Here is a 24,393-nt window from a genome sequence, read left to right as displayed (position 1 = left end):
TCTCAAGATCCAGACACCCACCGTACTCACCCTGAGGCTTTCCGAAGAGCAACTTTTCTATCGTATCACACGAGGTGATTCCAGCGCATCCGTCTAGACCGAACCGCTCTGCGGCCCGGCTGCGTTGCGCTGACAAGGGAATACATTACGGCGATCCCAGCCGAAGGGCAAGCCGTGGCGCATTCTCGGGCGTGTCTTCGCGTCTTTCCGCCATTCATGCAGTATTGGGTTCCAGTTCACCCCGCGTAGGCTTTCGCTCGCCATCGCTACACACAGCGCAAAACTCGTCTTCTCACCCTCGATACTGATCGTTCCCGCGCGTGTTGGGTGCTCGCAGGGCGCAACTTCTACACTGAGTGGGTGACTGACTCTTCCGCGACCCACGTGTCCCCCTCCCCTGCTGACTTCTCATTCGACGTCGACCACCGGCTCGAGACGGGCGGCGCCGTTGGCAGCGACGGGCAGCCCCTCGGCCGCGCAGGCACGATCCACACCCCTCACGGCGACATTCAGACTCCGGCGTTTATCCCCGTCGGCACGAAGGCGACCGTGAAGTCGCTGTTGCCCGAGACCGTCAGCCAGCTCGGGGGCCAAGCCGTGCTCGCGAACGCCTACCACCTGTTTTTGCAGCCCGGCAGCGATATCGTCGACGCCGCGGGTGGGTTCGGAAAGTTCATGAACTGGCACGGCCCGACCTTTACCGACTCTGGCGGATTCCAGGTGATGTCGCTCGGCGTCGGCTTTAAGAAGGTCATCTCTATGTCAGAGAAGGCGCACGCTGAAGCCGAGGTCATTGCACAGACCAAAGAGCGGCTCGCGCACGTTGACGAAGACGGTGTGACATTCAAGTCGTTCATCAACGGCGATAAGCACCGTTTCACGCCCGAGATCTCCATGCAGATTCAGCACCAGCTCGGCGCCGACATCATGTTCGCGTTCGACGAGCTCACGACACTTCTCGACTCGCGTGCGTACCAAGAGGACTCAGTCGAGCGAACTGAACGTTGGGCGGTGCGGTGCCTTGACGAGCATGCCCGACAGACTGCCGATCGTCAGCACCGCCCGTATCAGGCGCTCTTCGGGGTGGTGCAAGGTGCGCAATACGAGGATCTTCGTCGTCGCGCAGCAAGTGGACTCGCTGGGCTGCGGGGCGCAACAGCTACCGAACAGGAATTCGACGGCTTTGGCATCGGTGGCGCGATAGAGAAGACCGAGCTCGGCGAGATCGTCGGCTGGGTCTGCGATGAGCTACCCGAGAACAAGCCGAGGCACCTGCTCGGGATCTCCGAGCCAGACGACCTCTTCTTTGGAATCGCGGCCGGCGCCGACACCTTTGACTGCGTCGCCCCTTCGCGCCAGGCTCGGGGCGGCACGATGTACTCGAGCGCGGGCCGCGTCAATGCGAAGGCCGCCACGCAGCGGCGCCGGTTCGAAGCGCTCGACCCCGAGTGCGACTGCTACACCTGCGAGAACTACACCGCCGCCTACCTGCATCATCTCTTCAAGGCGAAAGAGATGCTCGGCTCGACGCTTGCGACAATTCACAACGAGCGTTTCATCGTGCGACTTGTCGACAGGATCCGCGAATCGATCATTGATGGGACGTTCATCGAGCTGCGCGAGGAGATCCTCACGAAGCAGTACGGGGCAGACTTCGCGCGGGAAGCGGCGGCCCGCTACTCTGCCTAAACACAGCCTCTCCGGGGTGGGCCGAGAGAGCCTCGCGGCCCACCCCGGTGCGAACCGGGCAGCGGGCCGCGTTGCGGGCCGAGCAACCCATTCGTCTGAGATCTGCAGTCCCAATCACCGAAGATGCCCGAGACGCCAGATCTAACGCCGATCCACTGGCGCACGGCTGACGGGAACGCCCACACCCCCGTGCCGAGCTGCGGGCCGAGCAACCCATCCATCTGAGATCTGCAGTCTCAATCACCGCGAAAGCCCAGACCGCCATACCTAACGCCGATCCACTGGAATACGGCTGACGCGGGCAAGCTAAGATCCCAAGACCCCCAGACCCCAGGCCCGACTACGCGATGAGCCCCACCCGAGACTCCTCTGCACGCCTCGTCCACGCAATGACCCTGGTAGTGACGGGGAGCAGCACGACCTCGGCGAGCACCTTCACCACGTAGCCGAGCACGACGTACATGACGAAGTCGACGCCGGTAATGATCCCGGCGAACGCGATCGTGCAAAAGAGCAGAGTGTCAATGAGCTGGCCAGCAATCGTTGAGCCGATCAGTCGTGTCCGCAGGAAGCGGCCGGAGGTCTTGCGCCTTAGCCGATCCAGCACCCACGCGTTCACGAGCTGACCCGCGAGGAAGGCAACGAGGCTCGCGGCAACGATGCGCGGAACAAACCCGAGCACAGCCGCGAAGGCGTCCTGGTTCTCCCACCCAGCCGCTGGCGGCGATACCTGCACGATGAGTATCGTCAACGACGCGACGAGCGCAAGCGCGAAGGCGGTGAGGATCGCACGGCGGGACGCTTTCAGCCCGTACACCTCGGCAAGTACGTCGCCGAGGATGTAGGCGAGGGGGAAGAGGAAGACTCCCCCGTCGAACACGAGCGGTAGCGAGAGGTCGCCCACCTCGATCGCACCGAACGCGATCGGTTTCACTGCGACAACGTTTGAGATCAATAGGATCCCGACGAACGCCGCTGAAATTACTGCGTAGCGGCCCCCAGCCGCTGCCGCACGGTCACCAGGCACCAAGTGGGCGCGCTGTTGCTCAGACACAACTGTCTCCTTGAGAGTGACGACGCGCTGCCCCACGTCTGTACTACGAACTTCTCGCTCACTATCCGTGAGCGCTCACCTTAGTTTACTCGTCGACTTGTCCGACGCCGAGCGCACCACGGATCATGTCCATGTTGAGCTTCGCGGCAACGCTTGCGCCGTTGCCCGCCGCGATGATGAGCTGTTGTGGCCCGGGCGGGACGGTGTCGCCCGCGGCGTAGACTCCGCGAATCGAGGTCTCGCCGCGCTCGTCGACCTTCACGAGGCCCCAGTCGTCGCGCTCGATCTCCAGGTCACCAAAGTAGTCGACCGACGCATGCCAGCGTGGGCGAACGAAGCCTCCAACCCGGGCAATGACCTCGCCGTCGGCGAGACGGACGCCAGTCATGTCGGCTTTCTCGCCAACGATGTCGTCGATGGCACGGCGCTCGACGCGGATCCCGATCGATGCGAGCTCAGCCTCCTGCTCAGCACGGATCGTGTCGGCCCCGTTCGTGAAGACGATGAGGTCAGAGCTGAACCGTGAGATGAGCAGTGCCCGAGCGAACATGTCGCTCGTCTCGCCGATCAGCGCGAGCGGCTTGTCGGTCTTCTCGAACCCGTCGCACTCAACGCACGAGTGCAGCGCAGTTCCGTAGTACGCGCGGATCATCGGAAACGGCGGAAGCTCCTCAGTGAGGCCGGCGGCGATGAGCACTCGCCTGGCAAGGATCTCGACGTCGCTGCTTCCCCGAAGCCCGGTGCCCCTGATCTTGAACCCGATTCCGTCTGGGAAGCCAGCTTCGCGCGCTTCCTCGGCGGTCAGCGGTGCGATTTCGCGGGTCATTGCCTGCGCGAAACGCGCAGTCGGGTAGGTCTCGAACTCTTCGCGTCCGAGCCTGCGAAGCTCAAGCGGCGGCGCACCGTCGCGGGTCAGGAAACCGTGGGAGCGAAGCGTGGCAGAGTGCCTCGGCCTGTTTGAGTCGAGGATCGCGATACGTCGGTTCGCCCGAACGAGCTGCAGGCCAGCTGACAGCCCAGCAGGGCCTCCGCCGATAATTGCGACGCCGTAGGGAGCCGCGGGATTATCCGCAACCGTCTCGATCACCATCAGGTCTCACTCCTTCATCCAGTCAACCGATTCCTGACAGGCGGGCGGCACGCCCGCCTGAGGCGTTTACTCGCCAGAAAGCTGAGCCTCGAGCCGGCGGAGACGCGCAAGCGTCTCCTCGCGGCCGAGCAGCTCGAACGACTCGAACAACGGCGGAGACACGCGGCGACCCGAGGCGGCAACCCGCAGCGCCCCGAAGGCGACGCGCGGCTTCAAGCCCATGCCCTCGATGAGCGCGTCCTGCAGCGCCGTCTGGATCTGTTCCGTCGCCCACCCGTCAGCTGGGAGGGCTTCGAGCGCGGTGATGCTTGCACGCAGCGCCTCGGGCGCGTCGTCCTTCAACGACTTGAGCGCGTCGTCTTCGTAGACGAGCGCGGCCGCGTTGGTGAAGAGGAATCCGAGCATTGGCACGACCTCGGACAGGACAGTGACGCGGCTCTGCACGAGCGGCACCGCCGCACGAACCGTCGCGAGCTGCTGCTCGCTCGGCTCAACCGGCAGCGCTCCGCCCGCAATGAGGTACGGCAGAATCCGCTTGTAGAACTCGTCCTCGCTCAGCAGCCTGATGTGGTCTGCGTTGATCGCGTCGGCCTTCTTCTGGTCGAAGCGTGCGGGGTTCGGGTTCACGTCCGTGACGTCGAACGCGGCGATCATCTCGTCGCTCGTGAACACGTCTCGATCCGACGAGATCGACCAGCCGAGCAGCGACAGGTAATTGAGGAGCCCCTCGGGGATGAACCCGCGCTCACGGTGGTGCAGCAGGTTCGATTCGGGGTCGCGCTTTGAAAGCTTCTTGTTTCCCTCTCCCAGCACGTACGGGAGGTGACCAAACTGCGGGATCGCGGCCTCGATGCCGAGCTCAACGAGCGCTCGGTGCAGTGCGACCTGGCGCGGTGTCGACGACAGGAGATCCTCGCCGCGCAACACGTGGGTGATGCCCATCAGCGCGTCGTCGACCGGGTTCGTGAGCGTGTACAGCGGGGCACCGTTCGGGCGAACGACAACGAAGTCGATGGTCGACCCCGCGGGGAAGCTAATCGGCCCGCGCACCAGGTCGTCGAAGCTGAGATCCATGTCGGGGATGCGGAAACGGAGCGCGGGCTCGCGGCCCTCCGCACGGAACGCCGCGCGCTGCTCGTCGGTAAGGTCGCGGTCGAAGTTGTCGTAGCCGAGCTGCTTCGCGCGGCCGTTCGCCTCGTTGCGCGCGTCGATTTCCTCGGCGGTCGAGAAGCTCTCGTAGAGGTAGCCGGCGTCCATCAGGCGCTGCGCGATCTCGCGGTAGATCTCACCACGCTGCGACTGGCGGTAGGGCCCGTGGGGGCCGCCAACGTCGATGCCCTCGTCCCAGGTGAGGCCGAGCCAACGCAGGGAATCGAGGATCTGGCCGTAGCTCTCCTCGCTGTCGCGCGCAGCGTCAGTGTCTTCGATACGGAAAACGAACGTGCCACCCGTGTGGCGGGCGTACGCCCAGTTGAACAGGGCCGTGCGCACCATGCCGACGTGCGGCGTGCCAGTCGGTGAGGGGCAGAAGCGAACGCGAACGTCGCTGCCGGTGGCGGTTGAGAACTGGGGTTCGACGGTAGTAGACATCCCCATCAGTTTAGCCGTTATTGCGCGGCCGGGCTTCAGTGTTGCCTGGCTACTCGCAGCTTCGGGTACATCGATGCAATCGCTCCGAGCGTCAGCAGAGCGAGCGCGACGAGCGCGAGGATCGAGAAGTCGCTCATTGCGAACACGATTCCGGCAAGCACACCCGCCGCAGCACCTGAGGCGCTCATGAACGTATCGGCGCGCCCCTGCCACTTCGGCCGTTCGCCGAGCGCGGTCAGGTCGGTGAGCAGCGCCGCGCCCGCGACAGTCACAGCGCTCCAGCCGACGCCAACGAGGGTCATCGCGATCTGCACATACAGACTGTTCTCGCCGGAGAGGTAGGCGAAGTAGATTGCGACAAGCAGGATCGCCCAGCCGCCGACGATCACCGGGAGCCTGCCAATCTTGCCAGCGAGGATGCCGAACACCGGCGACAGCGCGTACATGCCCGCGATGTGTAGGCTCAGCGTGATCCCGACGAGCGCGTCGCTTCCGCCGTGGTGCTTGAGGTGCAGCGGCGTCATCGCCATGAGGCCGACCATGATGGCCTGGGCCATACCGATGATGACAATCGCAAGGATCTTTGCGCCGCGCGAGGCCGCGACCTCGGTCGCGGTTTCGGGACCTGCATCCCGAGCCTGTGCGGCTTCAGCCTGCAATGCGCGGGCGGTGAGCAACGGGTCTGGCCGCAGCCCGAAGTAGTTCACGCACACGGCCGCAAGCTGCGCAAAGAACGTGAACACGAAGACTCCGGCGAGCGGAGTCACGCCTATCCACCCACCGACGACAGCTCCCGGGCCCATGAGGTTCGGCCCGATCACCGCTCCGACGGTGATCGACCAGACCACGAGCGACAGGTCGCGTGCGCGGTTCTCTGGCAGCGCAAGATCGGTCGCTGCGAAGCGCGACAGGAGCTGCACGGCGGAGGCGACGCCGAGGATCCCGATCCCGAGAGCGAGCACCCACCACTGCGAGATCGCCGCTCCTGAGATCGCGAGGAGCGCGCCGAGCATTGCGACTGAGCTACCAAGCACGACGGCCGCGCGGCGCCCGCGTCGGGCCGCTATCCGCGCGAGCGGGATTCCCGCGGCCGCTGCACCCGCGTTCGACATCGCAGCTGCAAGTCCAGAGATCGCGTCGTTGCCGCTCACCTCTGCGAGCAACAGCGCCCCGACAGAGGCGGAGGCGCCAAAGCCAAGACCGCCGAGAATCGTCGCGGTCGAGAGCACGATCAGCGTGCGACGCTGCAGCTTGCCGCCAAGCTCGAGCGGGAGCCGATTCCGATACCCGTGCGACTCGTGTGCCCGGTTCGGTTGTGCTGCCGTGTTCGTCGTCACGCGACGTCTCCTTTGATGGCGATGTGTGGTTGGCTGCGGCTCAGTGGATGGGCGGCTATCTGATGTGTGGCTACTTCCCCACTGGGGTGAGACCCCAACAGGTGCCGTCGACGCTGGCGAGCAGGCGCCGAGCGAGGCGCACCTGCGGGCTCTCGTTCGCTGTCGCCATAGCGATCAGCCCGATCGTTCGGTGACGCTGCGGGTCGAGCTCGACGAGCACCGCCTCTTCGGGAAGCGTGCGTGCTGCGGCGAGGGCGAGACCTGGCACGAGCGCAACCGCACCGCCAGCCGCAGCCATCGCGAGCATTGCCGGCACGTTGTCCGTCTCCTGAATAATCTCTGGATCGAAGCCAGCGTCGCGGGAAGCCGCGAGCAGGTGGCCACGGCACTTCTCGCAGCCCGCGATCCAGTGGTCGGCGGCGAATTCGCCGAGCTTGGCTGGCGCCCCGGCCGCGCCGAGCCCCCCGAGCTCGGCGGCACGGCTCTCAGACACGACGAGTTGCACTTCCTCCTCCCAGAGCGGGAAGAAAGCCGAACCTGCTGGAAGCTCTGCAGCCCCCTCGTAGTCGAAGATCAGCGCGCAGTCGACTTCGCCGTCGCGGAGCATCTCGGTCGCCTCGGGCGGCTCAGCCTCGCGGTACTGGAGGGCCACCTCAGGCGCCTCGACTGCGAGCTTTCGCATGATGGCGGGGACGATTGTCGCCGATGCTGACGGGAACCCGACGAGCCGGAGGGTGCCTGCCCGTTCGCCACGCAGATCGTCGATCGCCGCGAGGGCAGCATCGATCTCGCTCACCACGGTGCGGCCATGATCGGCGAGGATGTTGCCTGCGGTCGTCAGCCGAATCCCACGGCCGAACCGCTCGATGAGTGGAACCGCGAGGCGCGTCTCGACGCGCTTGATGCGCTGGCTTACCGCTGGCTGGCTCAGGCCGAGCGCCGCTGCGGTCGCCGTGAGCGATCCAGTCACCGACAGGGTGTGCAGGATGCGCAGCTCGGTCGAATCGATTGAGCCGAGCGGATCTATGGGACGGGTGGCGTTCACAGCACCACTATAACCCAGACGCAAGTCTTTCATAAGAATCATTCTCTATTCTTATGTTTTGTCGCGTCATAGCCTGATCCGTATGATCCCCTCACCGGCACCGCATTCCCAGCCGCGCGACTTTGCGAGCTACTTCCCGCCAACGAGCGGCTACCTCTCGGCGTGCACAGGCGGGCTCCCCCCACTCGAAACGGTGCGTGCTGGCCACGCGTTCTACGACGACTGGTCGAAGGGAGCGCTCGACGCCCGCGCGATCGGGGCCGCGGCCGAGCGAGTGCGAGGGCTGTATGCGGGGCTCGCCGGAGTCCCAGCTTCACGGGTGGCACTTGGATCGCAGGTCTCGCAACTCGTGTCCGTCGTCGCGACGGGAGTCCCTGATGGCGGCGAAGTGCTCTGCCCGACAGGCGACTTCGCATCCCTCACGCATCCATTCGAACAGCTCGCGTCGCGAGGCGTCACCGTTCGGTACGCTCCCGCTGCCTCGCTCGCTGAAGCGATCACACCCGCGACGTCACTCGTTGCGTTCTCGCTCGTCCAGTCGGCCACGGGCGAGGTCGCTGACCACGCGGCGATCGTCGAGGCGGCCGCTGCAGTTGGAGCGCAGACATGCGTCGACCTCACCCAGTCGCTCGGCTGGCTCCCCGTTGGCGCTGCAGACTTCGACTACACCGTCTGCCACGCATACAAGTGGCTGTGCTCACCGCGTGGCACCGCGTTTCTCACGGTTCGAGAGGGCCTCGACGACACGCTCACCCCGCTCGCGGCAGGCTGGTGCTCGGCCGACGACGTGTGGAGCTCCTGCTACGCAGGCAACACCCCACTCTCCGCGGGCACAGGCAGGTTCGACCTCTCGCCCTTGTGGCCGCTCATCGCAGGCACCGAGGAAGCGCTGAAGCTGTTCGCAGCGCTCGACGCCAGAGCGGTGCACGACCACGCAGTTGCCCTCGCGAACTCAGCTCGAGAGGTACTCGGGCTTCCGGCAGGAAACTCAGCGATCGTCACGTGGCCGGACCCCGAGGGCGCGGACCTCGCCGCAATGCAGGCAGCCGGGCTCGTCGCCTCCGGGCGGGCCGGGAACGCTCGCGTATCGTTTCACCTCTGGAACACGCCCGACGACGTGGATCTGCTCGCGCGGGCGCTCGGTCGGTAGGGCCCAGCTGGCCGCCGATTCGGCCGAGCTGGGTGAACCGCGCGAGCCAGAAACGGGCTACGCGTTTGCGAAGGCCTCAGCGTCCTCGCGGTCCTGCTCCGTCGCAACAAGCTGACCGCATGCCCCGTCGATTTCCTTGCCGCGGGTGTCGCGCAGCGTCGTGACGACCCCTGCCGCGTTGAGCCTGTCGACGAACTCACGGGTGACCTCTTTCGTTGAGGAGGTCCAGATGGAGCCCGGGGTCGGGTTGAGCGGGATCGGGTTCACATGCACCCAGCCGCGGCCTCGCTGGTTCAGGCGGTCAGCGAGCAGGTCGGCTCGCCACGCGTGGTCGTTCATGTCCTTGATGAGTGCGTACTCGATGGACACCCTGCGCCCGGTCTTTTCGTAGTAGGCGTAGGCAGCGTCGAGCACCTCGTCGACCTTCCACCGACTGTTGACCGGGATGAGCTCATCGCGAAGCTTGTCGTCGGGCGCATGCAGCGAGAGGGCGAACGTCACCGGGATATCCTCATCCGCGAGCTTTCGGATCGCCGGAGCGAGCCCGACCGTCGAGACCGTAATGCCGCGGGCGCTCATACCGAGGCCCTCCGGTGATGGCGCGACCATGCGGCGCACCGCGTTCATAACGCGCTTGTAGTTGGCAAGCGGCTCCCCCATGCCCATGAACACGATGTTGTTCACGCGTTCGGGCTCCGCACCGTTTCCAGCGCGGCGCTTGTGACCAAGCCCGCCCTCGGCAATGAAACGGTTCGCCTGAACGACCTGGTCGAGGATCTCAGCAGTCGACATGTTGCGAGTAAGGCCGGCCTGACCTGTCGCGCAGAAGGGGCAATTCATGCCGCAGCCACACTGGCTCGAAACACACAGCGTAATCCGGCCCGGGTATCTCATCAGCACAGACTCAACAAGCGCACCGTCGAACAGGCGCCAGAGGAACTTAACAGTGTTGCCGTCGTCGGTCACGAGCTTCTTGACTTCGCTGAGCAGCGGCGGGAAGAATGCTTCAGCAAGCTCCTCGCGGCGGTCCTTCGGGAGGTCAGTCATTTCTTCGGGCGACGTGGTCCTGTGCTCGAAGTAGTGCACCGACAGCTGCTTGGCGCGGAACTTCGGCAGCCCCATCTCGACGACCTTCGCTTCGCGCTCCGCGAGCGTCATGTCGGCGAGGTGCGTTGCGGGCTGCTTGACGCGCGGGGACGCGAACTGCAGCGTCGGGCGCCCGTCGGGATTCGTGAGCTGCGTCCAACCCTCAGTCTTCGGCCGCACCTGGGGGCGCCGCGCGAGACCACCCGTATTCGGGCGAGTCTTGATGAGCTTGGACTCGCCGGTGGGCGGTGTGTGGTTGAGCTTGTTCGGATCCATCGTGCTCCTATTGTCTCACCTCTGAGCCGATGCCGCGCTGAGTGACCGCGATTGGGCCCGCACGGGGACGCTCCCGTGCTGCCAGGATGATCGAGTGACGAGCATTCCTGCTGGCATCGCGAACGATGTCGACGTGGCGCATACGGCTGAGTCCCCCGCTTTCGGCGAGGGACTCAGCACGCAGGAAGCCTAGGCAGCCCGTGTACTACGCGACGGTGTTGCGCAGAATACCGATCCCCTCGACCTCAACCTCAACGACGTCGCCTGCCTCGAGCGGCCCGACGCCGGCGGGAGTGCCAGTGAGAATCACGTCGCCCGGCAGCAGGGTGAAGGCTTGCGACGCGTGCGCCACGATGCGGGCGAGCGAGAAGATCAGCTGTGACGTCTTGCCGTCCTGCCGCGTCTCTCCGTTGACGCGCGTCGTCACCCGCGCGTCGGCGAGGTCGGGATCCGTCTCGATGACAGGCCCGAGCGGACAGAACGTGTCGAACCCCTTGCCACGGGTCCACTGGCCGTCGGCGATCTGAATGTCGCGGGCCGAGACGTCGTTCGCGCAGGTGAACCCGAAGACGTACTCAAGCGCACGATCCTCAGGGACGTCTTTCGCGACCGCACCGATCACCATGGCGAGTTCGCCCTCGTGTTCGACGCGATCCGAGATCGCGGGGCGCACGATAGTTCCGCCCGGGCCAATCACCGAGGTGTTCGGCTTCAAGAACAGGAGCGGCTCTGCGGGCGCCCCGCCACCGGTGACGTCCTTCATCTCTTCGATGTGGTCGGCATAGTTCTTGCCAACGCACACGATCTTCGAGCGCGGGATGACGGGGGCGAGCAGTCGCACGTCCTCAAACCGGAACCGCTTGCCTGTCGTATCGTAGCCCGCGACGATGGGGTCACCGACGAGCTCCACGAGCTCGACGCCGTTGCCGTCCTCCGCGGGGTCGAGAATGCCGAACGAGATCTCGCCGTCAGCCTCAAATCGAGCGATCTTCACTGCTACTCCTTTAGGCGGCGACGCTGGCTGTCGGGATCTCGGTGAGCCAGCCGTGGCGATCCTCGTGGGTGCCGTACTGGATCCCGGTGAGCTCCTCGCGCAGCGACAGCGTGAACTCGCCCGGCGCGGCATCGCCGAAGTCGATTGTGAAGTCGGGCGACTTGAGCTGCCCGATCGGGGTGATGACCGCCGCGGTTCCGCAAGCGAACGCCTCGACGATCGAACCGTCGGCGACGCCGTCGCGCCACTCGGTCACGGTCACGGCGCGCTCCTCGACCGCGTAGCCGCGATCCTTCGCGAGCTGAATGAGGCTCTTGCGGGTGATACCCGGCAAGATGTTCCCGTTCAGCGCGGGCGTGAGCAGCGTCTTGTCGTTACGCACGAGGAAGAGGTTCATGCCGCCGAGCTCGTCGATGACGTCGGGGTTGCCTGCGTCGGTGAAGAGCACCTGCTGGCACCCGTTCTCGGCTGCCACGTTCTGCGGGAGCAACGACGCAGCGTAGTTGCCGCCGCACTTCGCGGCGCCGGTGCCACCATTGCCTGCGCGTGCGAAGTCCTGCGACAGCCAGATCGAGACAGGCTTCACGCCGCCTGTGAAGTACGGCCCAGCTGGGCTCGCGATGACCATGAAGCGGGCTCGCTGCGCCGCGCGAACGCCGAGGAAGCTCTCGTCGGCGATCATGAACGGGCGAAGGTAGAGCGACTGGTCGGCGCCGCGCGGCACCCACTCCGAGTCGATCTCAACGAGGCGCTTCGTTGCCTCAACGAACAGCTCGACGGGAAGCTCCGGGAGTGCGAGGCGCACTGCAGACTCGTTGAGTCGGCGGGCGTTCTCTTCGGGGCGGAAGATCACGATCGAGTCGTCGGCGCGACGGTACGCCTTCATACCCTCGAAGATCTCCTGCCCGTAGTGCAGCACGGACGAGGCCGGATCCATGGCGATCGGTCCATACGGCAGCACCTGTGCGTCGTGCCAGCCCGCGTCCTTCGTCCAGATGATCGAGATCATGTGGTCGGTGAAATGGTCGCCGAAGCCAGGGTTTGCGAGGATCGCGTCGCGTTCGGCTGCGGGGAGGCGCTCGGCCTCGGTGAGGGTGAAGGTTGAGTCAGTCATGACACGCCTTTCGGGTCGGTGTGGAACGTGTGAGTGGTTCGGCGCGAGCCGAGAGAGCGGGTCAGGCGCGGGCCGGGATCTGCGAAATGATCGCGTCGCCAACCTCGGTCGTTGAGCGGGTTGCGCCGCCGGCAGCCGCGCGATCCGCGCGGACGGCCGCTCGCAGGCGTTCTGCCTCTGCGTCAAGCCCGAGGTGATCGAGCATGAGCCCCGCCGAGAGGATCGCCGCCGTCGGGTCGGCCTTCTGCTGCCCGGCGATGTCTGGCGCTGAGCCGTGCACAGGCTCGAACATGCTCGGGAAGGTTCCGTCCGGGTTGATGTTGCCAGACGCCGCGAGACCGATGCCGCCACCGATGGCGCCTGCAAGGTCTGTGAGGATGTCACCGAAGAGGTTGTCAGTGACAATTACGTCGAACTGTGCTGGGTTTTGCACCATGTGGATTGTTGCCGCATCGACGTGCATGTAGTCTACGGCGATTTCGGGGTACTCCGCGCGCACGGCCTCAACGACGCCCTGCCAGGTTGCGCCTGCGTGCACGAGCACGTTGGTCTTGTGCACCCAGGTCAGCTTCTTGCGCGGGCGCGCCATTGCAGTCTCGAAGGCGTAGCGCACGACACGTTCGACGCCGAACGCCGTGTTCACTGACACCTCGGTCGCGACCTCAGCCGGCGTACCTGGGCGCAGACGCCCGCCATTGCCAACGTACGGCCCCTCCGTGCCCTCGCGCACGACGACGAAGTCGACGGTGCCGGGGTTCGCGAGCGTCGACTCGACCCCAGGGAACAGCACGCAGGGCCGCACGTTCGCGTAGTGCTCGAAATCGAAGCGCAGCTTCAGCAGCAGGCCGCGCTCGATGTTCGCGGAGCGGAGCCGCTCATCGCCTGGCACGCCGCCAACTGCACCGAAAAGGATCGCGTCATGGCTCGCAATCGCCGCCTGTTCGATCTCGGGAAGCGTATCGCCAGTCTCAAGGAAACGCTCGGCCCCGAGCTGAAACTCTGTACGCTCGATCGTAATGTCGCCACCAGCCACGACCGCGTCAATCACGCGGTTCGCCTGCTCGATCACCTCCGGACCAATACCGTCGCCTGGAATCACTGCAAGCTTGATCGTGCGGGTCACTACGTGCTCCTCGTTGTGCGTTGAAATGGTGGTTCAAGCATACTCCCGAGGGGTTCTCCCCCAAGCAGGCGCTGCGCACAAACGAAGAAAGCCTCACCCGAAGGTGAGGCTTTCTTATCCGGTGACCCCAGCGGGATTCGAACCCGCGTTACCGCCGTGAGAGGGCGGCGTACTAGGCCGCTATACGATGGGGCCGGACGCTGTTGTCTCTTTCTGGCCTAGGCCGTCGCTGACAACTCATATATATTCCCACGTCACTACCGACTGCGCAAATCGAGCCCCCAAAACCGGTGCACCCGCGCGTGTTGCGCCGTCGCTGCCCGCAGATACGCGTGCAGCGCGACTGCGCTACTCCCTCGGGCGGAACGGCCGCGCGGGCAGGTTCGGGCCATCCCACACCTGAATGATGCCCCAGGCGACTGCGGCGATCGGCACAGCGAGAACCGCACCGAGCACTCCGCTGAGTACGGTGCCGATTGTCAGGGCAAGCAGGATGACGAGCGAATGCAGCTTCAGCGCTCGCCCCATGAGCACGGGCTGCAGGAAGTTGCCCTCGAGCTGGTTGACAAGAACGACGACGCCGACCACGAGCACTGCACTGATGGGTCCGTTCGCGACGAGAGCGACGAGAGCTGCGAGGATGCCCGCAACAGTCGCACCGACGATCGGGATGAAGGCGAGGATGAATACGAGGGCTGCGAGTGGAAGCGCAAGCGGGACGCCAAGGATGACGAGTCCGATCCCGATCCCGATCGCGTCGACGGCCGCGACTGCGGCGGTGCCACGAACGTAGGATCCCAGCGTCGAGACTGTCTTGTCGCCGGCCCGCTCGGCCCGCGCGAGCGCCTCACCGCGGAACGGCCTGAGCAGGAACTGCCAGATCTGCGGGCCGTCTTTCAGGAAGAAGAACAGCACGACAATCATGAGCACGAGCCCGGTGACGAAGCCCGTGATCGCCCCGACGCCCGCGAGCGCGCCCGAGCCGAATTGAGAGCTCGTGACGAAGTCGATGACAGTGTCCTGCCACTCAGAGATCTGTTCGGAGCTCGGCGCGAACGGAAGCGTCTGTACCCACGCAACGACCTGCTCAAACCCGCTTTGCGCCTGCTCAGCGAGTTCGTCCCACTCGTCTTGGACCGCCCACACAATGAGCCAGCCCACTCCGGTGAGCATGAGCAGGATGCCGAGCAGCACGGCAACCGTCGCGAGCGCCGACGGCAGCTTGTGCGCCCTCAGCCGTCGCATCACTGGGGCGAACGTGCTCGCCAGGATGAGCGCGAGCAGGATCGGAATGAAGACTGTGCTCAGCGTCCGCAGCCCTACGATGACGGCCGCGGTCAGCACGAGCACGATGATGATCTGCAGCGACCGCGTGGCGATCAGCCCGAAGCTGTCACCCCAGGCGCCGCCCGCGCGAGACCTCGCCTCGCGCGAGTCAGCATCAGGGCCCGATGTCTCGCTTGAGCCCTCGGAGGGCACGCGAATCCCACTCCGTCGCTCCAACTCGACAATGCGTCGTGTGAGTACTTGCTCTGTGCGGCGTCCGAACACTGGATACCCCTCCTAGTCATCGACCATGTGTGAGGAGTCTACGCGCGGAGTGCCCTCTCCGCGATGAACGCGCGCAGCGTCGCCTCATCGTCAGCCATCTTCACGACGTGCTGCGGCAGGTCAAGGAGCCCCTCGAGACCGGCGGGCAGGCCGGGCGACTCCCCAGTTGCCTCGCGAACGATCTCGGGGAACTTCTCGGGTTTCGCGGTCTCAAGCACGATCATCGGAACGCCGGGCTCGAGCCGCTCGCGGGCGACCTTCACACCATCGGCAGTGTGCGGGTCGATCGTCACACCGCTCTCCTCGCGCACCGAGCGAATCGTGGCGACTCGGTCGGCGTGGGTGCTCGTGCCGCTCTGAATACCAAACTCCCCGACGAAGCGGGGCAGCTCGGCACTCAGGTCGATCTTGCCGGTCTCGTCAAGCTCGCGCCACGCGGCGTTCAGGCGCTCGGGATCGCGCCCGAGCAGGTCGAAGATGAATCGCTCAAGGTTTGACGCCTTCGAGATGTCCATCGAGGGGCTCGACGTGAGATGCGTCTCAGCCGAGGTCCGCGGCGCGTAGATTCCAGTCTTGAAGAAATCATCGAGCACATTGTTCTCGTTCGCCGCGAGCACCAGGCGACGGATCGGGGCACCCATCTCGCGAGCGTAGTGCCCGGCGAGGATGTTGCCGAAGTTACCCGATGGCACAGTGACCGAGATCTTGAACGTCTCGCGCTCGTCTGCGCTGAGCGAGTCGCTCGCGCGGAGCCACGCCCAGAAGTAATACACGACCTGAGCCGAGATTCGTCCGAGGTTGATCGAGTTCACAGCGCCGACGCTGTACTCGCGTTTGAAGTCGAGGTCGCCGGCGACTGCCTTCACCAAGTTCTGGCAGTCGTCGAAGACGCCCTCGACGGCGATGTTGTGAATGTTCGCGTCGTCGAGCGAGTACATCTGCGCGCGCTGGAAGTCGCTCATGCGCCCCTGCGGCGACAGCATAAACACCGATACGCCTTCCTTGCCACGGAGCGCGTACTCAGCCGCCGACCCGGTATCACCCGAGGTCGCGCCGACGATGTTCAGCGTGCGACCCGTCTTGCGTAGCACGTACTCGAGCGACTGCCCAAGGAACTGCATCGCCATGTCTTTGAACGCAAGCGTGGGCCCCTCAGAGAGGCCAAGCAGCGTGATCGAGTCGCTGATGGGTGTGAGCGGCACGATCCCTGGAGAGAAGCTCTCCTCGCGGTATGCGCGCTCGCACATCGCTGCAAGGTCCGGCCCCGGAATATCTGTCGCGAAGAAGCTGAGGATCTCGGTTGCGAGCTCTGCGTAGTTCAACGAGCGCCAGGTCTCAATGCGCTCGAGCGTAATCTCGGGCATCGTTTCAGGAACGGCGAGGCCGCCGTCGGTCGCAAGCCCTTCGAGCAGCGTCGCGCTAAAGGGTGCGGGGGCCATCCCGCCGCGGGTCGAGATGTATTCCACCAAAGCTCCTAACCGTTGCAGCTTCACAGTCTAGTGAACAGGCATGCGCCCGCGGGAACGTTACCAGGAGACTGGCAGCGCCTTTCCCTCTTCGTAACCGGCGGCCGACTGCAGCCCGACGCGCGCGTTCACGTGGAAGTCGGTGAGCGACGCTGCACCCGCGTAGGTGAACGACGAACGCACGCCTGACGTGATCATGTCGACGAGATCCTCGACACTCGGGCGCTGCGGGTCGAGATAGATCTTTGACGAGGAAATGCCTTCCGCGAAGAGCTCCTTTCGCGCGCGCTCGAACGCGTCCAGCTTCGAAAACCTGCCCTGCACTGCCTTCGTGGAGGCCATGCCCCACGATTCCTTGTATTGCCTGCCGTTAGCGTCGGCGAGGAGCTCCCCGGGCGACTCAGCAGTCCCGGCAAACCACGAGCCGATCATCACCGATCCTGCGCCTGCCGCGAGCGCGAGCGCGACGTCGCGCGGGTAGCGAACCCCGCCATCGGCCCACACGTGGGCTCCGAGTTCGCGCGCCGCCTGCGCCGTTTCGAGCACGGCCGAGAACTGCGGGCGACCCACTGCGGTCATCATGCGGGTCGTGCACATCGCGCCTGGCCCGACGCCCACTTTCAGGATCGTGGCGCCCGCCCCCACAAGATCGGTGACGCCGTCTGCCGTCACGATGTTGCCAGCGACAATCGGGAGGCCGAGCCGGAGGGCGGAGATTGCCCTGAGCGCCCGGATCATGCCCTCCTGGTGGCCGTGCGCGGTATCGACGACGAGCACGTCGGCGCCTGCGGCGGCCAGAGTTTGTGCGCGCGCTGCCGGGTCGCCGTTGATTCCGACGGCGACAGCGACCGCGAGCCGTCCGCTCGCATCGAGTGCGGGCCTGTAAATCGATGCGCGCAGCGCCGACCGGCGCGAAAGCGTGCCGCGCACCATACCGCCGTCAGCGATTATCACGGCTTCGGCTCCGCTGTCGCTGAGCGCGTCGTCGACAGCGTCGAACATGGCGCGCGGGTCACGCGCAGCGTCGCCGAGCTCCCCAAGATCCAGGACTGGGACGCGGCCGGAGGCGAGATCGCCGAGCTTCGCATCCCCCGGCAGCTCGGCGAGCCGGGTTGCGGCGAGGACACCGAGTACGCGGCCTGCTGGGAACGTCTGGCCCGGTTCGGAGCCGCCAGGCAGGGCGCCCGCATACGCCGCGCCGCCTTCGACGACAACAACGACCTGCCCCTCAGCCGCAGGCACCTGGCGGAGCGCGTCGGCCGCGGTCTGCTCTGGGCCGAGCACGATCGGGGTGTCGAATCCGACCGGCTGCGCCTTCACCCAGGCGATGGCGTCGGTGAGCCCGCTCTCAGACATGTCCTGGGGCAGGACGCCGAGACCGCCTCGGCGGGCGAGCACGGCCGCGAGCCTGGGGCCTGTCACCGAGTTCATGTTCGCGGAGACCAGCGGGATCGTCGCGGGCGTCCCGTCAGTCGGCGCGAGGTCCACCGCAAGGCGGCTGCCGACCGCCGAGCGGCGCGGTACGAGAAAGACGTCGGAGTAGGTGAGATCGAGCGTGGGCTGGGCACCGATGAAGTCCATGGCTTCAGCGTACCCCGGGACGGCGCCTGCTCACCTGAGATCGCAACATGAATCAGATGTGCTCGCGCCCGGCCCTGATTCGCAATACATTAGGTGCGAAACACCTGCTCTGGTTCACGGTTCACGCAATAGGGGGAAGCACATGTTCAAAGGTTTCAAGGAGTTCCTGCTCCGCGGCAACGTCATCGATCTGGCGGTAGCCGTTGTCATTGGTGCGGCGTTCAATGCTGTCGTCGAGAAGGTAGTCTCGTCGCTCATCAACCCGCTCATCGGCATGTTCTTCAAGGCCGACTCACTCGACACCGCGCTCCTCGTCGAGCTGCCCGGCGGCAGCTCCCTCGCCTTCGGCGCGCTAATCGGTGCCCTCATTAACTTCATCATCGTCGCGGCGGTCGTATACTTCGTCTTCGTCATGCCCATGAACGAGCTCCGCAAGCGCACCGCTCCCGCAGCCGAAGAGCCCGTCGTCGAGACCGAGCAGGAGCTGCTCAGCGAGATCCGCGACCTCCTCAAGGCACAGAACGGTGGCGCATCGGCCGCCGCTCCCCTGGCAGCACCGGCCGCACCGAAAGCGACCGACGGTCCGGCACACGCCGAGTAGCGCTCTTTCGGGCCTCGCGCCCAACGCAGGAGGGGCTGGTGGATTAGATCCACCAGCCCCTCCTGCGTTGGGAAGTGACGCGGCTACAGGCCGTCGTTCATGCGAGCGAGGAAGATCGCCTCGGTCGCAAGCGCCTTCTTGTACGACGCAAGGTGCAGCGACTCGTTCGGCGAGTGCGGGCGCCCGTCAGGATCCTCGACGCCAGTCACCAGGATCTCCGCTTGCGGGAACTCGTCGACGAGGTCGGCGATGAACGGGATGGAACCGCCAATGCCCATGTCGATGGGCTCACGGTCGAAGCCGCCGGTCATCGCCGCACGCATGTGCGCGACCGCGGGGCCCGAGGTATCGACGCTGAACGCCTGACCGAGGCCCGGATCCTCAAACGTGAGCTTCGCGCCGAACGGCGCGTGTTTCGTGAGGTGGCCGGTGAGCGCGTCGTAGAACTCCTGCGGGTCTTGACCCGGGGCGACTCGGGCCGAGATGCGCACGAGCACGCTCGGGATAAGCGTGTTTGAGGCGTTCGCGATGTTGGGCGCGTCGATGCCCGTCACCGTTATCGCCGGCTGGGCCCACATGCGTGACAGGATCTCGCCGCGACCGATCGGCGAGACGCCGTCGAGCAGGCCCGATTCCTCGCGCAGACGCGCCTCGTCGTACTCGGGGGTTGTGAGGTCGGCGCTCGTGAGCCCTTCGACAGCGACCGAGCCGTCCTCGTCCCAGAGTGTGTCGAGCAGCTTCACGGCCGCGAGCATCGCGTCGGGAACCGCGCCGCCGAACATGCCCGAGTGGGTCGCGTGAGCCATCGTTTCGATGCGCACGTTGAATGCGACGGCCCCGCGGAGCGCGACGGTGAGCGCCGGGGTGTCGACGTCCCAGTTCCCCGAGTCGGCGACGATAATCGCGTCAGCCTCGAGCTCCGCACGATTCTCGTGGAGGAAGTTCGCGAACGACTGTGACGCCCACTCCTCTTCCCCCTCGATGAAGACGGCGAGACCGAGGTCGAAGTCCTCGCCCTTCGCCTCGATGAGCGCACGGATGGCTGCGACGTGAACCATCACTCCAGCTTTGTCGTCGGCGGCACCGCGAGCGTAGAGCCGACCGTTTCGCTCAGTCGGTTCGAACGGCGGGGTATCCCATTCCTCCTCCTTGCCGGGAGGCTGCACGTCGTGGTGCGCGTAGAGGAGAACTGTCGGGGCGCCGTTCTTCGCGGGCCGGCGCGCAATCACGGCAGGCTGGCCGAGCTCAGGATCAGCTTCGTTCTCCTGCCCCGCCACCGGCGCGCGCCTGATGTCGACAAACTCGAAGACGCCAGTGGAGCGCATCAGCTCGGCAACCTTCTCGGCGCTCTGCTGCACATGCGCTGGATCGAACGCGGGCCATGACACCGACGGGATCCGCACGAGTTCGCACAGCTCCTCGATCGTGGTTTCGAACGCGGTATCAATGTGCTGCTTGATGACTGTTTCGAGCTGTTCGCTCATCGGGTCTCCTTCGTAGCCGGTGGCGGCGCGCGTCTTCGCGGCTCGCCCTCTTCAATCCTTAAGCCTATCTATGCGATGGTCTGGTTTGATGGTGTGGATGGACAGTGTTGGGCGCCTCATATTGGGGCGCTCGGAAACACAGTGCTGCCGATCATTTCACGCCCGACCGTTGCGGTCGGCTCCCACCACACGAAGGACACATCATGTGCGCACGCGTAACCTGCGAGACCTGCTCGAAGCCGACCTGGGCCGGCTGCGGCGAACACATTGAAGATGCGCTGCAGGGCGTCGCGGTCGCTGACCGCTGCAGCTGCGCCCGGTAACACTATGATCTGGGCCAGCATGTGCTGGCCCAGATCAGCGCGAGCCGCGCAGCGCCGCGACCGCGACGTCCGTCCGGTCAGTGATGATCCCGTCGACTCCGAGCTCTACGAGCTCTCGCATCTGAACAGGCTCGTTCACCGTCCAGATGTGCACCTCGACCCCACGCGCGTGGGCTGCGCGCAGCAGACCCGGGCTCAAGACCTTCACCGGGCCCTGCTTGACTGGGATTTGCAGCGCATCGATCCCGGCGAATGCTCTGTCGAGCAGGGAAGCTGAACGCATCGCCACCGCTCCAAGTATCTTGACGATTGCGCTTTGACCCGCACCTGTCGCTGGCCGTATGCCACCGACCTCGGCCGCGGCGAGCGCCTCACGTCTGAGCGTGTCGGAGAAGCTGCTGATAAGTACACGCGCTGGGGCGAGCTCTCCGATGAGCGTCCCGGCGGGGGTGGCGACCTCTGGGGTCTTCATATCGAGGTTGGGCCTCGCCGACGGGAAGTCGCTGAGCGCCGCTTCGAGGGTGAGAAGGCCTCCACGCTCGGCCATGGCGTCGGCGAGCTCGGCGCTCGAGACCTGCGAGATACGCCGCGTGTCGCCGAGGGTTCGTTCGAGCGTGTTGTCGTGGAAGAGCACGACCACGCCGTCGGCTGTCAGCTGACAATCGGATTCTACGTAGTCTGCGCCCGCAGCAAGCGCCGCCGCGATCGCTGCTCTCGAGTTCTCGACGATGCCGCGTTCAGCCTCCGCGGCTGACACGTACCCGCGGTGCCCGAAGATCCGAGGCTTCTGCCCTTCCGAGAAGAATGGGTGCAACATGTTTCAAGCATATTCCCCGTGTCCGCTCGATTCGGAGGCGGCCGGTGTGTTTACCCGCGGGCCGCGACGATCGAACCACCGGCAGCAGCCGCGCTGTCCCGCTCAGGTGCGGGCTGCGACGTCTCTGAGCCTGAGTTCTCGCCCGACGAGCTTGCTACGATCCCTGAGCCGACAGGCTTCATCGAAAGCGCGGTGCGCGTTGCACCGTCGATGAGCAGGAACCCACCGATTGCGGCGAGCAGCGCGACGAGGCACGCGGTCACGAGCGCGGCGGCGACGAACGTTGATGGCTGCTTCAACACCTCGGGGAACTTCATGCTTCCATACTCCCGTTCACCGGGCCGATGCGCGTCACCCCGAAGTATGAACCGCGTGGTACCCAGGTGCCACGGTTTCCCCGAGGCGCTCTCGGGGTGGCACCTTTAGTCGGCGCGCCCCGTGAACCTGTCCATCGATGAGTACACCTTGAACACGCGGTCGCCCAGCACGTCCCAGGCTCGCGTCGGCAAGATACCGCGCATCGCCATCGCGAGTTTCACTGTCCACGGCCGGAGTACCATCGGGGTCCCCTTCAGCATCCCGCTCCAGGCGGCCTGCACCGCTTGCTGCGGCCGCATGATGGGGGTGAAGAGCGGCCCTCGCGCGCCCGCGAACATGCCCGTCGAGATGTAGCTGGGGCAGAACGTGGTGACCGCGACGTGTGCGTTGTCTGTGCGGGTGAGCTCGAGCCTGAGCGACTCGCTCCACCCGATCATCGCCCATTTTGAGGAGGCGTAGACGCTCATGCGCGGGTTGGCGAGCGTGCCGGCGGCGGAGGCGATGTTGAGTATCCGCTTCGGCCGAGTCCTATCGGCGATCATCGCTGGCAGGAACTCTCGCGCGATCCACATCGGGGCGAGCGCGTTCACTCGCATCGTCAGTTCAATGTCGCGCTCAGCGTCGTGCTCCCAAAACAGCGCACCGCGCACGATGCCGGCGTTGTTCACGACAACGTCAGGATCACCGAGTTCGTCGCGCACACGCGCGGCAGCCGTGGCGACAGCCTCCATGTCCGAGACGTCGACAGCGTAGACGCGTACGTCGGGGCCTCCAACGCGCCCGCGGGGGCTTGCAAGTTCGGAGGCGAGCGCCGTCGCGCGATCCTCGTCGAGGTCCCAGAGGGCGATCTTTGCCGCGCCCTCTCTGGCGGCGCGGCGGGCGTACAGCGCGCCCATTCCGCGGGCGGCTCCGGTGATGAGCACGGTCGCGCCCGGAATTACGCGGTGCACGTCAGTCTGTTGGGCCATTGCGTCCCGCTTTCTCTCGCTTCGTCGCGAGCTAGATGAGCTTTCCTGGGTTCATGATGCCCGTCGGGTCGAGCTCGCGCTTGACCGCGCGGAGGATCCGCACGCCCTGCTCACCGATCTCGGCGGGAAGGTGCGCCGCATGTTCGGTTCCGACGGCATGGTGGTGGGTGATCGTCGCACCCGAGGCGACGATGGCTTCGTTTGCCGCGCGCTTCACCCGCTCATACTGCGCGACGGGATCATGCTCGGCCTTCGCGATGAATGTGTAGTACAGCGACGCACCGTCCCTGTAGACGTGCGAGACGTGCCCCTGCACCGCACTCGCGACGCCGCCGCCTGCCGGGCCTGCGGCGAGCGCTCCCCGGATCGCTGCGGCGACGGCCGTGTGGGTCGCCGCAAGGTTCGTCCATGTCGCCGCGGTCTCGAGCGTATCGACGAGCACGCCAATGGTGAGTAGTTCGTCGCGGAGACGGGGTGAACTGAACCGGCCCCGGTCCCACGCGGCGGCGGGTGCGCTCGTCGCGGAGACGGCGCCGTGGGCGCGGAGGATCTTGCGCGCACGCCGGAGCCTCGCCTTCGGGGCCGAGCCTGAGCCCTCCCACACGCCGAGAAGCAGCGCGGGTGTCTCGATTCCTCGCGAGCGCAGCCAGCGCCGAAGCACCTCTGTCTGCGTGCCGCCGCTCTGAGCGAGCGTGAGTTCGGTCTCTTCCTCGTCGCTCAGGCGGCACACGTCGGGGAGGTCTCCCGCCGCGCCGTCTTGCGCGAGCGCACGGATCGCCTCCGCTCCTGCCTCGAACGATGGAAACGCCCATGCACCGTAGGCCTTCGTCGTCGGCCTTCGTTTCACCGCGACTGTCACCTCGGTGATGACGCCGATCGTGCCCTCGCTGCCGATGACGAGGTGCCTGAGGTCTGGGCCGGCGGCCGATGCTGGCGCGCGCCCACCGAGCGCGAGCGGGCCGGTTGGCGTCTCGATGCGGATCGCGGTGATGAGTTCCGCGATCGCACCGTAGCCTGTCGATGCTTGCCCGGCCGATCGGGTCGCGGCGTAGCCCCCGAGGGTCGCCTGCTGGTGCGACTGCGGGATGTGCCCGAGCGTGTAGCCGCGGTCGGCGAGCTGCCGCTCGAGGTCGGGGCCCCGCACGCCTGCCTCGAACATCGCGGTGCGGTCGCGCTCGTTCAGGTCGAGAAGCCGGGAGAGCCCAGTGAGATCGAGCGCGATCACTGCGTGGTGCTCGCCAGAGAGCGGAGCGACTCCCCCGACGACGCTTGAACCGCCGCCGAAGGGGACGACGGCGACGCCGTGCGCGACGCACGCCGCGAGTACCGCCGCGACCTCGGCGCGTTCGCCCGGGCGCACAACCGCGTCGGGCAGCCCGAGTGGGGTGCCTGCGCGCTGCTGGAGGAGGTCGACTGTGTTCTTGCCGGCGGCGTGTGCGACCCGGCTCGCTGCATCCTGCGCAACGGCTCCGGTCGGGGCCGCGGCCACGAGGGCGGCGACCGCTGCCTCAGTGAGCGCTGACGCAGCGAGGTCAGCGTCGCTCGGAATCGTGGCAGGCGCAGCATCGAGCACGCCGGGCCTGCGTGCAGCCTCGGCGTCGATTCCGAGGCGCTCGGCGAGCACGGCAAGGGTGCCCTCGCTCAGCGAGCCGCCGGGGGTCGGCGGCGCCCAGCCCCACCACGGGGATACGGGGACGCTCTCGGTAATATCAGCAGCCATACGTTACAGTGTGACA

Annotated in this window: 20 protein-coding genes and 1 tRNA gene; 3 read left to right on the top strand and 18 right to left on the bottom strand. The window is 65.9% G+C overall.

Features of this window, described 5'->3' with window-relative positions:
• The first annotated feature begins 360 nt into the window (after window positions 1-360).
• Window positions 361-1,689: a tRNA guanosine(34) transglycosylase Tgt gene (gene tgt / locus KI794_RS06660; protein ID WP_119283094.1), complete on the top strand. Its 1,329-nt coding sequence runs from the start codon at window positions 361-363 to the stop codon at window positions 1,687-1,689.
• Between the two features lie 340 nt (window positions 1,690-2,029).
• On the opposite strand, the gene KI794_RS06655 is transcribed toward tgt, so the two are convergent.
• The 5 genes from KI794_RS06655 to KI794_RS06635 all read right to left on the bottom strand — a co-directional run bounded on the left by KI794_RS06655 (window position 2,030) and on the right by KI794_RS06635 (window position 7,805).
• Window positions 2,030-2,743, bottom strand: a complete 714-nt coding sequence (locus KI794_RS06655; RefSeq protein WP_255809573.1) for a queuosine precursor transporter — start codon at window positions 2,741-2,743, stop codon at window positions 2,030-2,032.
• An 85-nt stretch (window positions 2,744-2,828) separates the two neighbouring features.
• Window positions 2,829-3,833: an NAD(P)/FAD-dependent oxidoreductase gene (locus KI794_RS06650; protein WP_119283075.1), complete on the bottom strand. Its 1,005-nt coding sequence runs from the start codon at window positions 3,831-3,833 to the stop codon at window positions 2,829-2,831.
• A gap of 66 nt (window positions 3,834-3,899) precedes the next feature.
• Complete coding sequence (gene gltX, locus KI794_RS06645; RefSeq protein ID WP_119283074.1) at window positions 3,900-5,423, bottom strand: glutamate--tRNA ligase; 1,524 nt, start codon at window positions 5,421-5,423, stop codon at window positions 3,900-3,902.
• Window positions 5,424-5,458: 35 nt separating this feature from the next.
• Window positions 5,459-6,760: an MFS transporter gene (locus KI794_RS06640; RefSeq protein ID WP_119283073.1), complete on the bottom strand. Its 1,302-nt coding sequence runs from the start codon at window positions 6,758-6,760 to the stop codon at window positions 5,459-5,461.
• 70 nt (window positions 6,761-6,830) lie between these two features.
• Window positions 6,831-7,805, bottom strand: coding sequence for a LysR family transcriptional regulator (locus KI794_RS06635; protein WP_255809571.1), 975 nt, complete (start codon window positions 7,803-7,805; stop codon window positions 6,831-6,833).
• A gap of 82 nt (window positions 7,806-7,887) precedes the next feature.
• Between KI794_RS06635 and KI794_RS06630 the strand changes: the two genes are divergently transcribed.
• Entirely contained in the window at window positions 7,888-8,955 is a 1,068-nt protein-coding gene (locus KI794_RS06630) for an aminotransferase class V-fold PLP-dependent enzyme (RefSeq protein ID WP_255809570.1), read from the top strand.
• A gap of 57 nt (window positions 8,956-9,012) precedes the next feature.
• Here KI794_RS06630 and rlmN read toward each other — a convergent pair whose 3' ends face one another.
• From rlmN to KI794_RS06590, 8 genes are all read right to left on the bottom strand, one after another.
• On the bottom strand, window positions 9,013-10,317 hold the full coding sequence (gene rlmN / locus KI794_RS06625) for a 23S rRNA (adenine(2503)-C(2))-methyltransferase RlmN (protein WP_119283070.1): 1,305 nt from the start codon (window positions 10,315-10,317) through the stop codon (window positions 9,013-9,015).
• A gap of 205 nt (window positions 10,318-10,522) precedes the next feature.
• Window positions 10,523-11,311, bottom strand: a complete 789-nt coding sequence (locus tag KI794_RS06620) for a fumarylacetoacetate hydrolase family protein (protein WP_119283069.1) — start codon at window positions 11,309-11,311, stop codon at window positions 10,523-10,525.
• 10 nt (window positions 11,312-11,321) lie between these two features.
• On the bottom strand, window positions 11,322-12,425 hold the full coding sequence (locus tag KI794_RS06615) for a branched-chain amino acid aminotransferase (protein ID WP_255809569.1): 1,104 nt from the start codon (window positions 12,423-12,425) through the stop codon (window positions 11,322-11,324).
• A gap of 61 nt (window positions 12,426-12,486) precedes the next feature.
• Window positions 12,487-13,548: a 3-isopropylmalate dehydrogenase gene (locus tag KI794_RS06610; protein WP_119283067.1), complete on the bottom strand. Its 1,062-nt coding sequence runs from the start codon at window positions 13,546-13,548 to the stop codon at window positions 12,487-12,489.
• A 122-nt stretch (window positions 13,549-13,670) separates the two neighbouring features.
• Window positions 13,671-13,743 (bottom strand) — tRNA-Glu (locus KI794_RS06605).
• Window positions 13,744-13,896: 153 nt separating this feature from the next.
• Window positions 13,897-15,099 carry an AI-2E family transporter gene (locus KI794_RS06600; protein ID WP_255809568.1) on the bottom strand — a complete coding sequence of 401 codons (1,203 nt, stop codon included), beginning with the start codon at window positions 15,097-15,099 and terminating at the stop codon, window positions 13,897-13,899.
• 38 nt (window positions 15,100-15,137) lie between these two features.
• Window positions 15,138-16,565: a threonine synthase gene (thrC, locus tag KI794_RS06595; RefSeq protein WP_119283065.1), complete on the bottom strand. Its 1,428-nt coding sequence runs from the start codon at window positions 16,563-16,565 to the stop codon at window positions 15,138-15,140.
• A gap of 60 nt (window positions 16,566-16,625) precedes the next feature.
• Window positions 16,626-18,146 (bottom strand): GuaB1 family IMP dehydrogenase-related protein, encoded by a 1,521-nt coding sequence (locus KI794_RS06590; protein WP_255809567.1) that lies wholly within the window; start codon window positions 18,144-18,146, stop codon window positions 16,626-16,628.
• A gap of 142 nt (window positions 18,147-18,288) precedes the next feature.
• Between KI794_RS06590 and mscL the strand changes: the two genes are divergently transcribed.
• A complete protein-coding gene (mscL, locus tag KI794_RS06585; RefSeq protein ID WP_119283063.1) occupies window positions 18,289-18,747 on the top strand; it encodes a large-conductance mechanosensitive channel protein MscL in 459 nt (152 codons plus the stop codon).
• Window positions 18,748-18,830: 83 nt separating this feature from the next.
• On the opposite strand, the gene KI794_RS06580 is transcribed toward mscL, so the two are convergent.
• The 5 genes from KI794_RS06580 to KI794_RS06560 form a co-directional block, all read right to left on the bottom strand.
• Window positions 18,831-20,231, bottom strand: coding sequence for a dipeptidase (locus tag KI794_RS06580; RefSeq protein WP_119283062.1), 1,401 nt, complete (start codon window positions 20,229-20,231; stop codon window positions 18,831-18,833).
• 357 nt (window positions 20,232-20,588) lie between these two features.
• Window positions 20,589-21,371: a glycerophosphodiester phosphodiesterase family protein gene (locus KI794_RS06575; protein WP_255809566.1), complete on the bottom strand. Its 783-nt coding sequence runs from the start codon at window positions 21,369-21,371 to the stop codon at window positions 20,589-20,591.
• A 50-nt stretch (window positions 21,372-21,421) separates the two neighbouring features.
• Window positions 21,422-21,688 (bottom strand): hypothetical protein, encoded by a 267-nt coding sequence (locus tag KI794_RS06570; protein WP_119283053.1) that lies wholly within the window; start codon window positions 21,686-21,688, stop codon window positions 21,422-21,424.
• Between the two features lie 105 nt (window positions 21,689-21,793).
• Complete coding sequence (locus KI794_RS06565; RefSeq protein WP_255809565.1) at window positions 21,794-22,657, bottom strand: SDR family NAD(P)-dependent oxidoreductase; 864 nt, start codon at window positions 22,655-22,657, stop codon at window positions 21,794-21,796.
• A 31-nt stretch (window positions 22,658-22,688) separates the two neighbouring features.
• The gene (locus KI794_RS06560; RefSeq protein ID WP_255809564.1) at window positions 22,689-24,377 is read right to left on the bottom strand and encodes an FAD-binding oxidoreductase; all 1,689 of its coding nucleotides are present in this window, start codon (window positions 24,375-24,377) and stop codon (window positions 22,689-22,691) included.
• Window positions 24,378-24,393: the final 16 nt, after the last annotated feature.

This window comes from Leucobacter aridicollis, assembly GCF_024399335.1.
In the GTDB taxonomy this organism is placed as follows: domain Bacteria; phylum Actinomycetota; class Actinomycetes; order Actinomycetales; family Microbacteriaceae; genus Leucobacter; species Leucobacter aridicollis_A.
The sequence above is the reverse complement of the archived record's forward strand: the minus strand, read 5'-3'. Positions and strand labels throughout refer to the sequence as shown.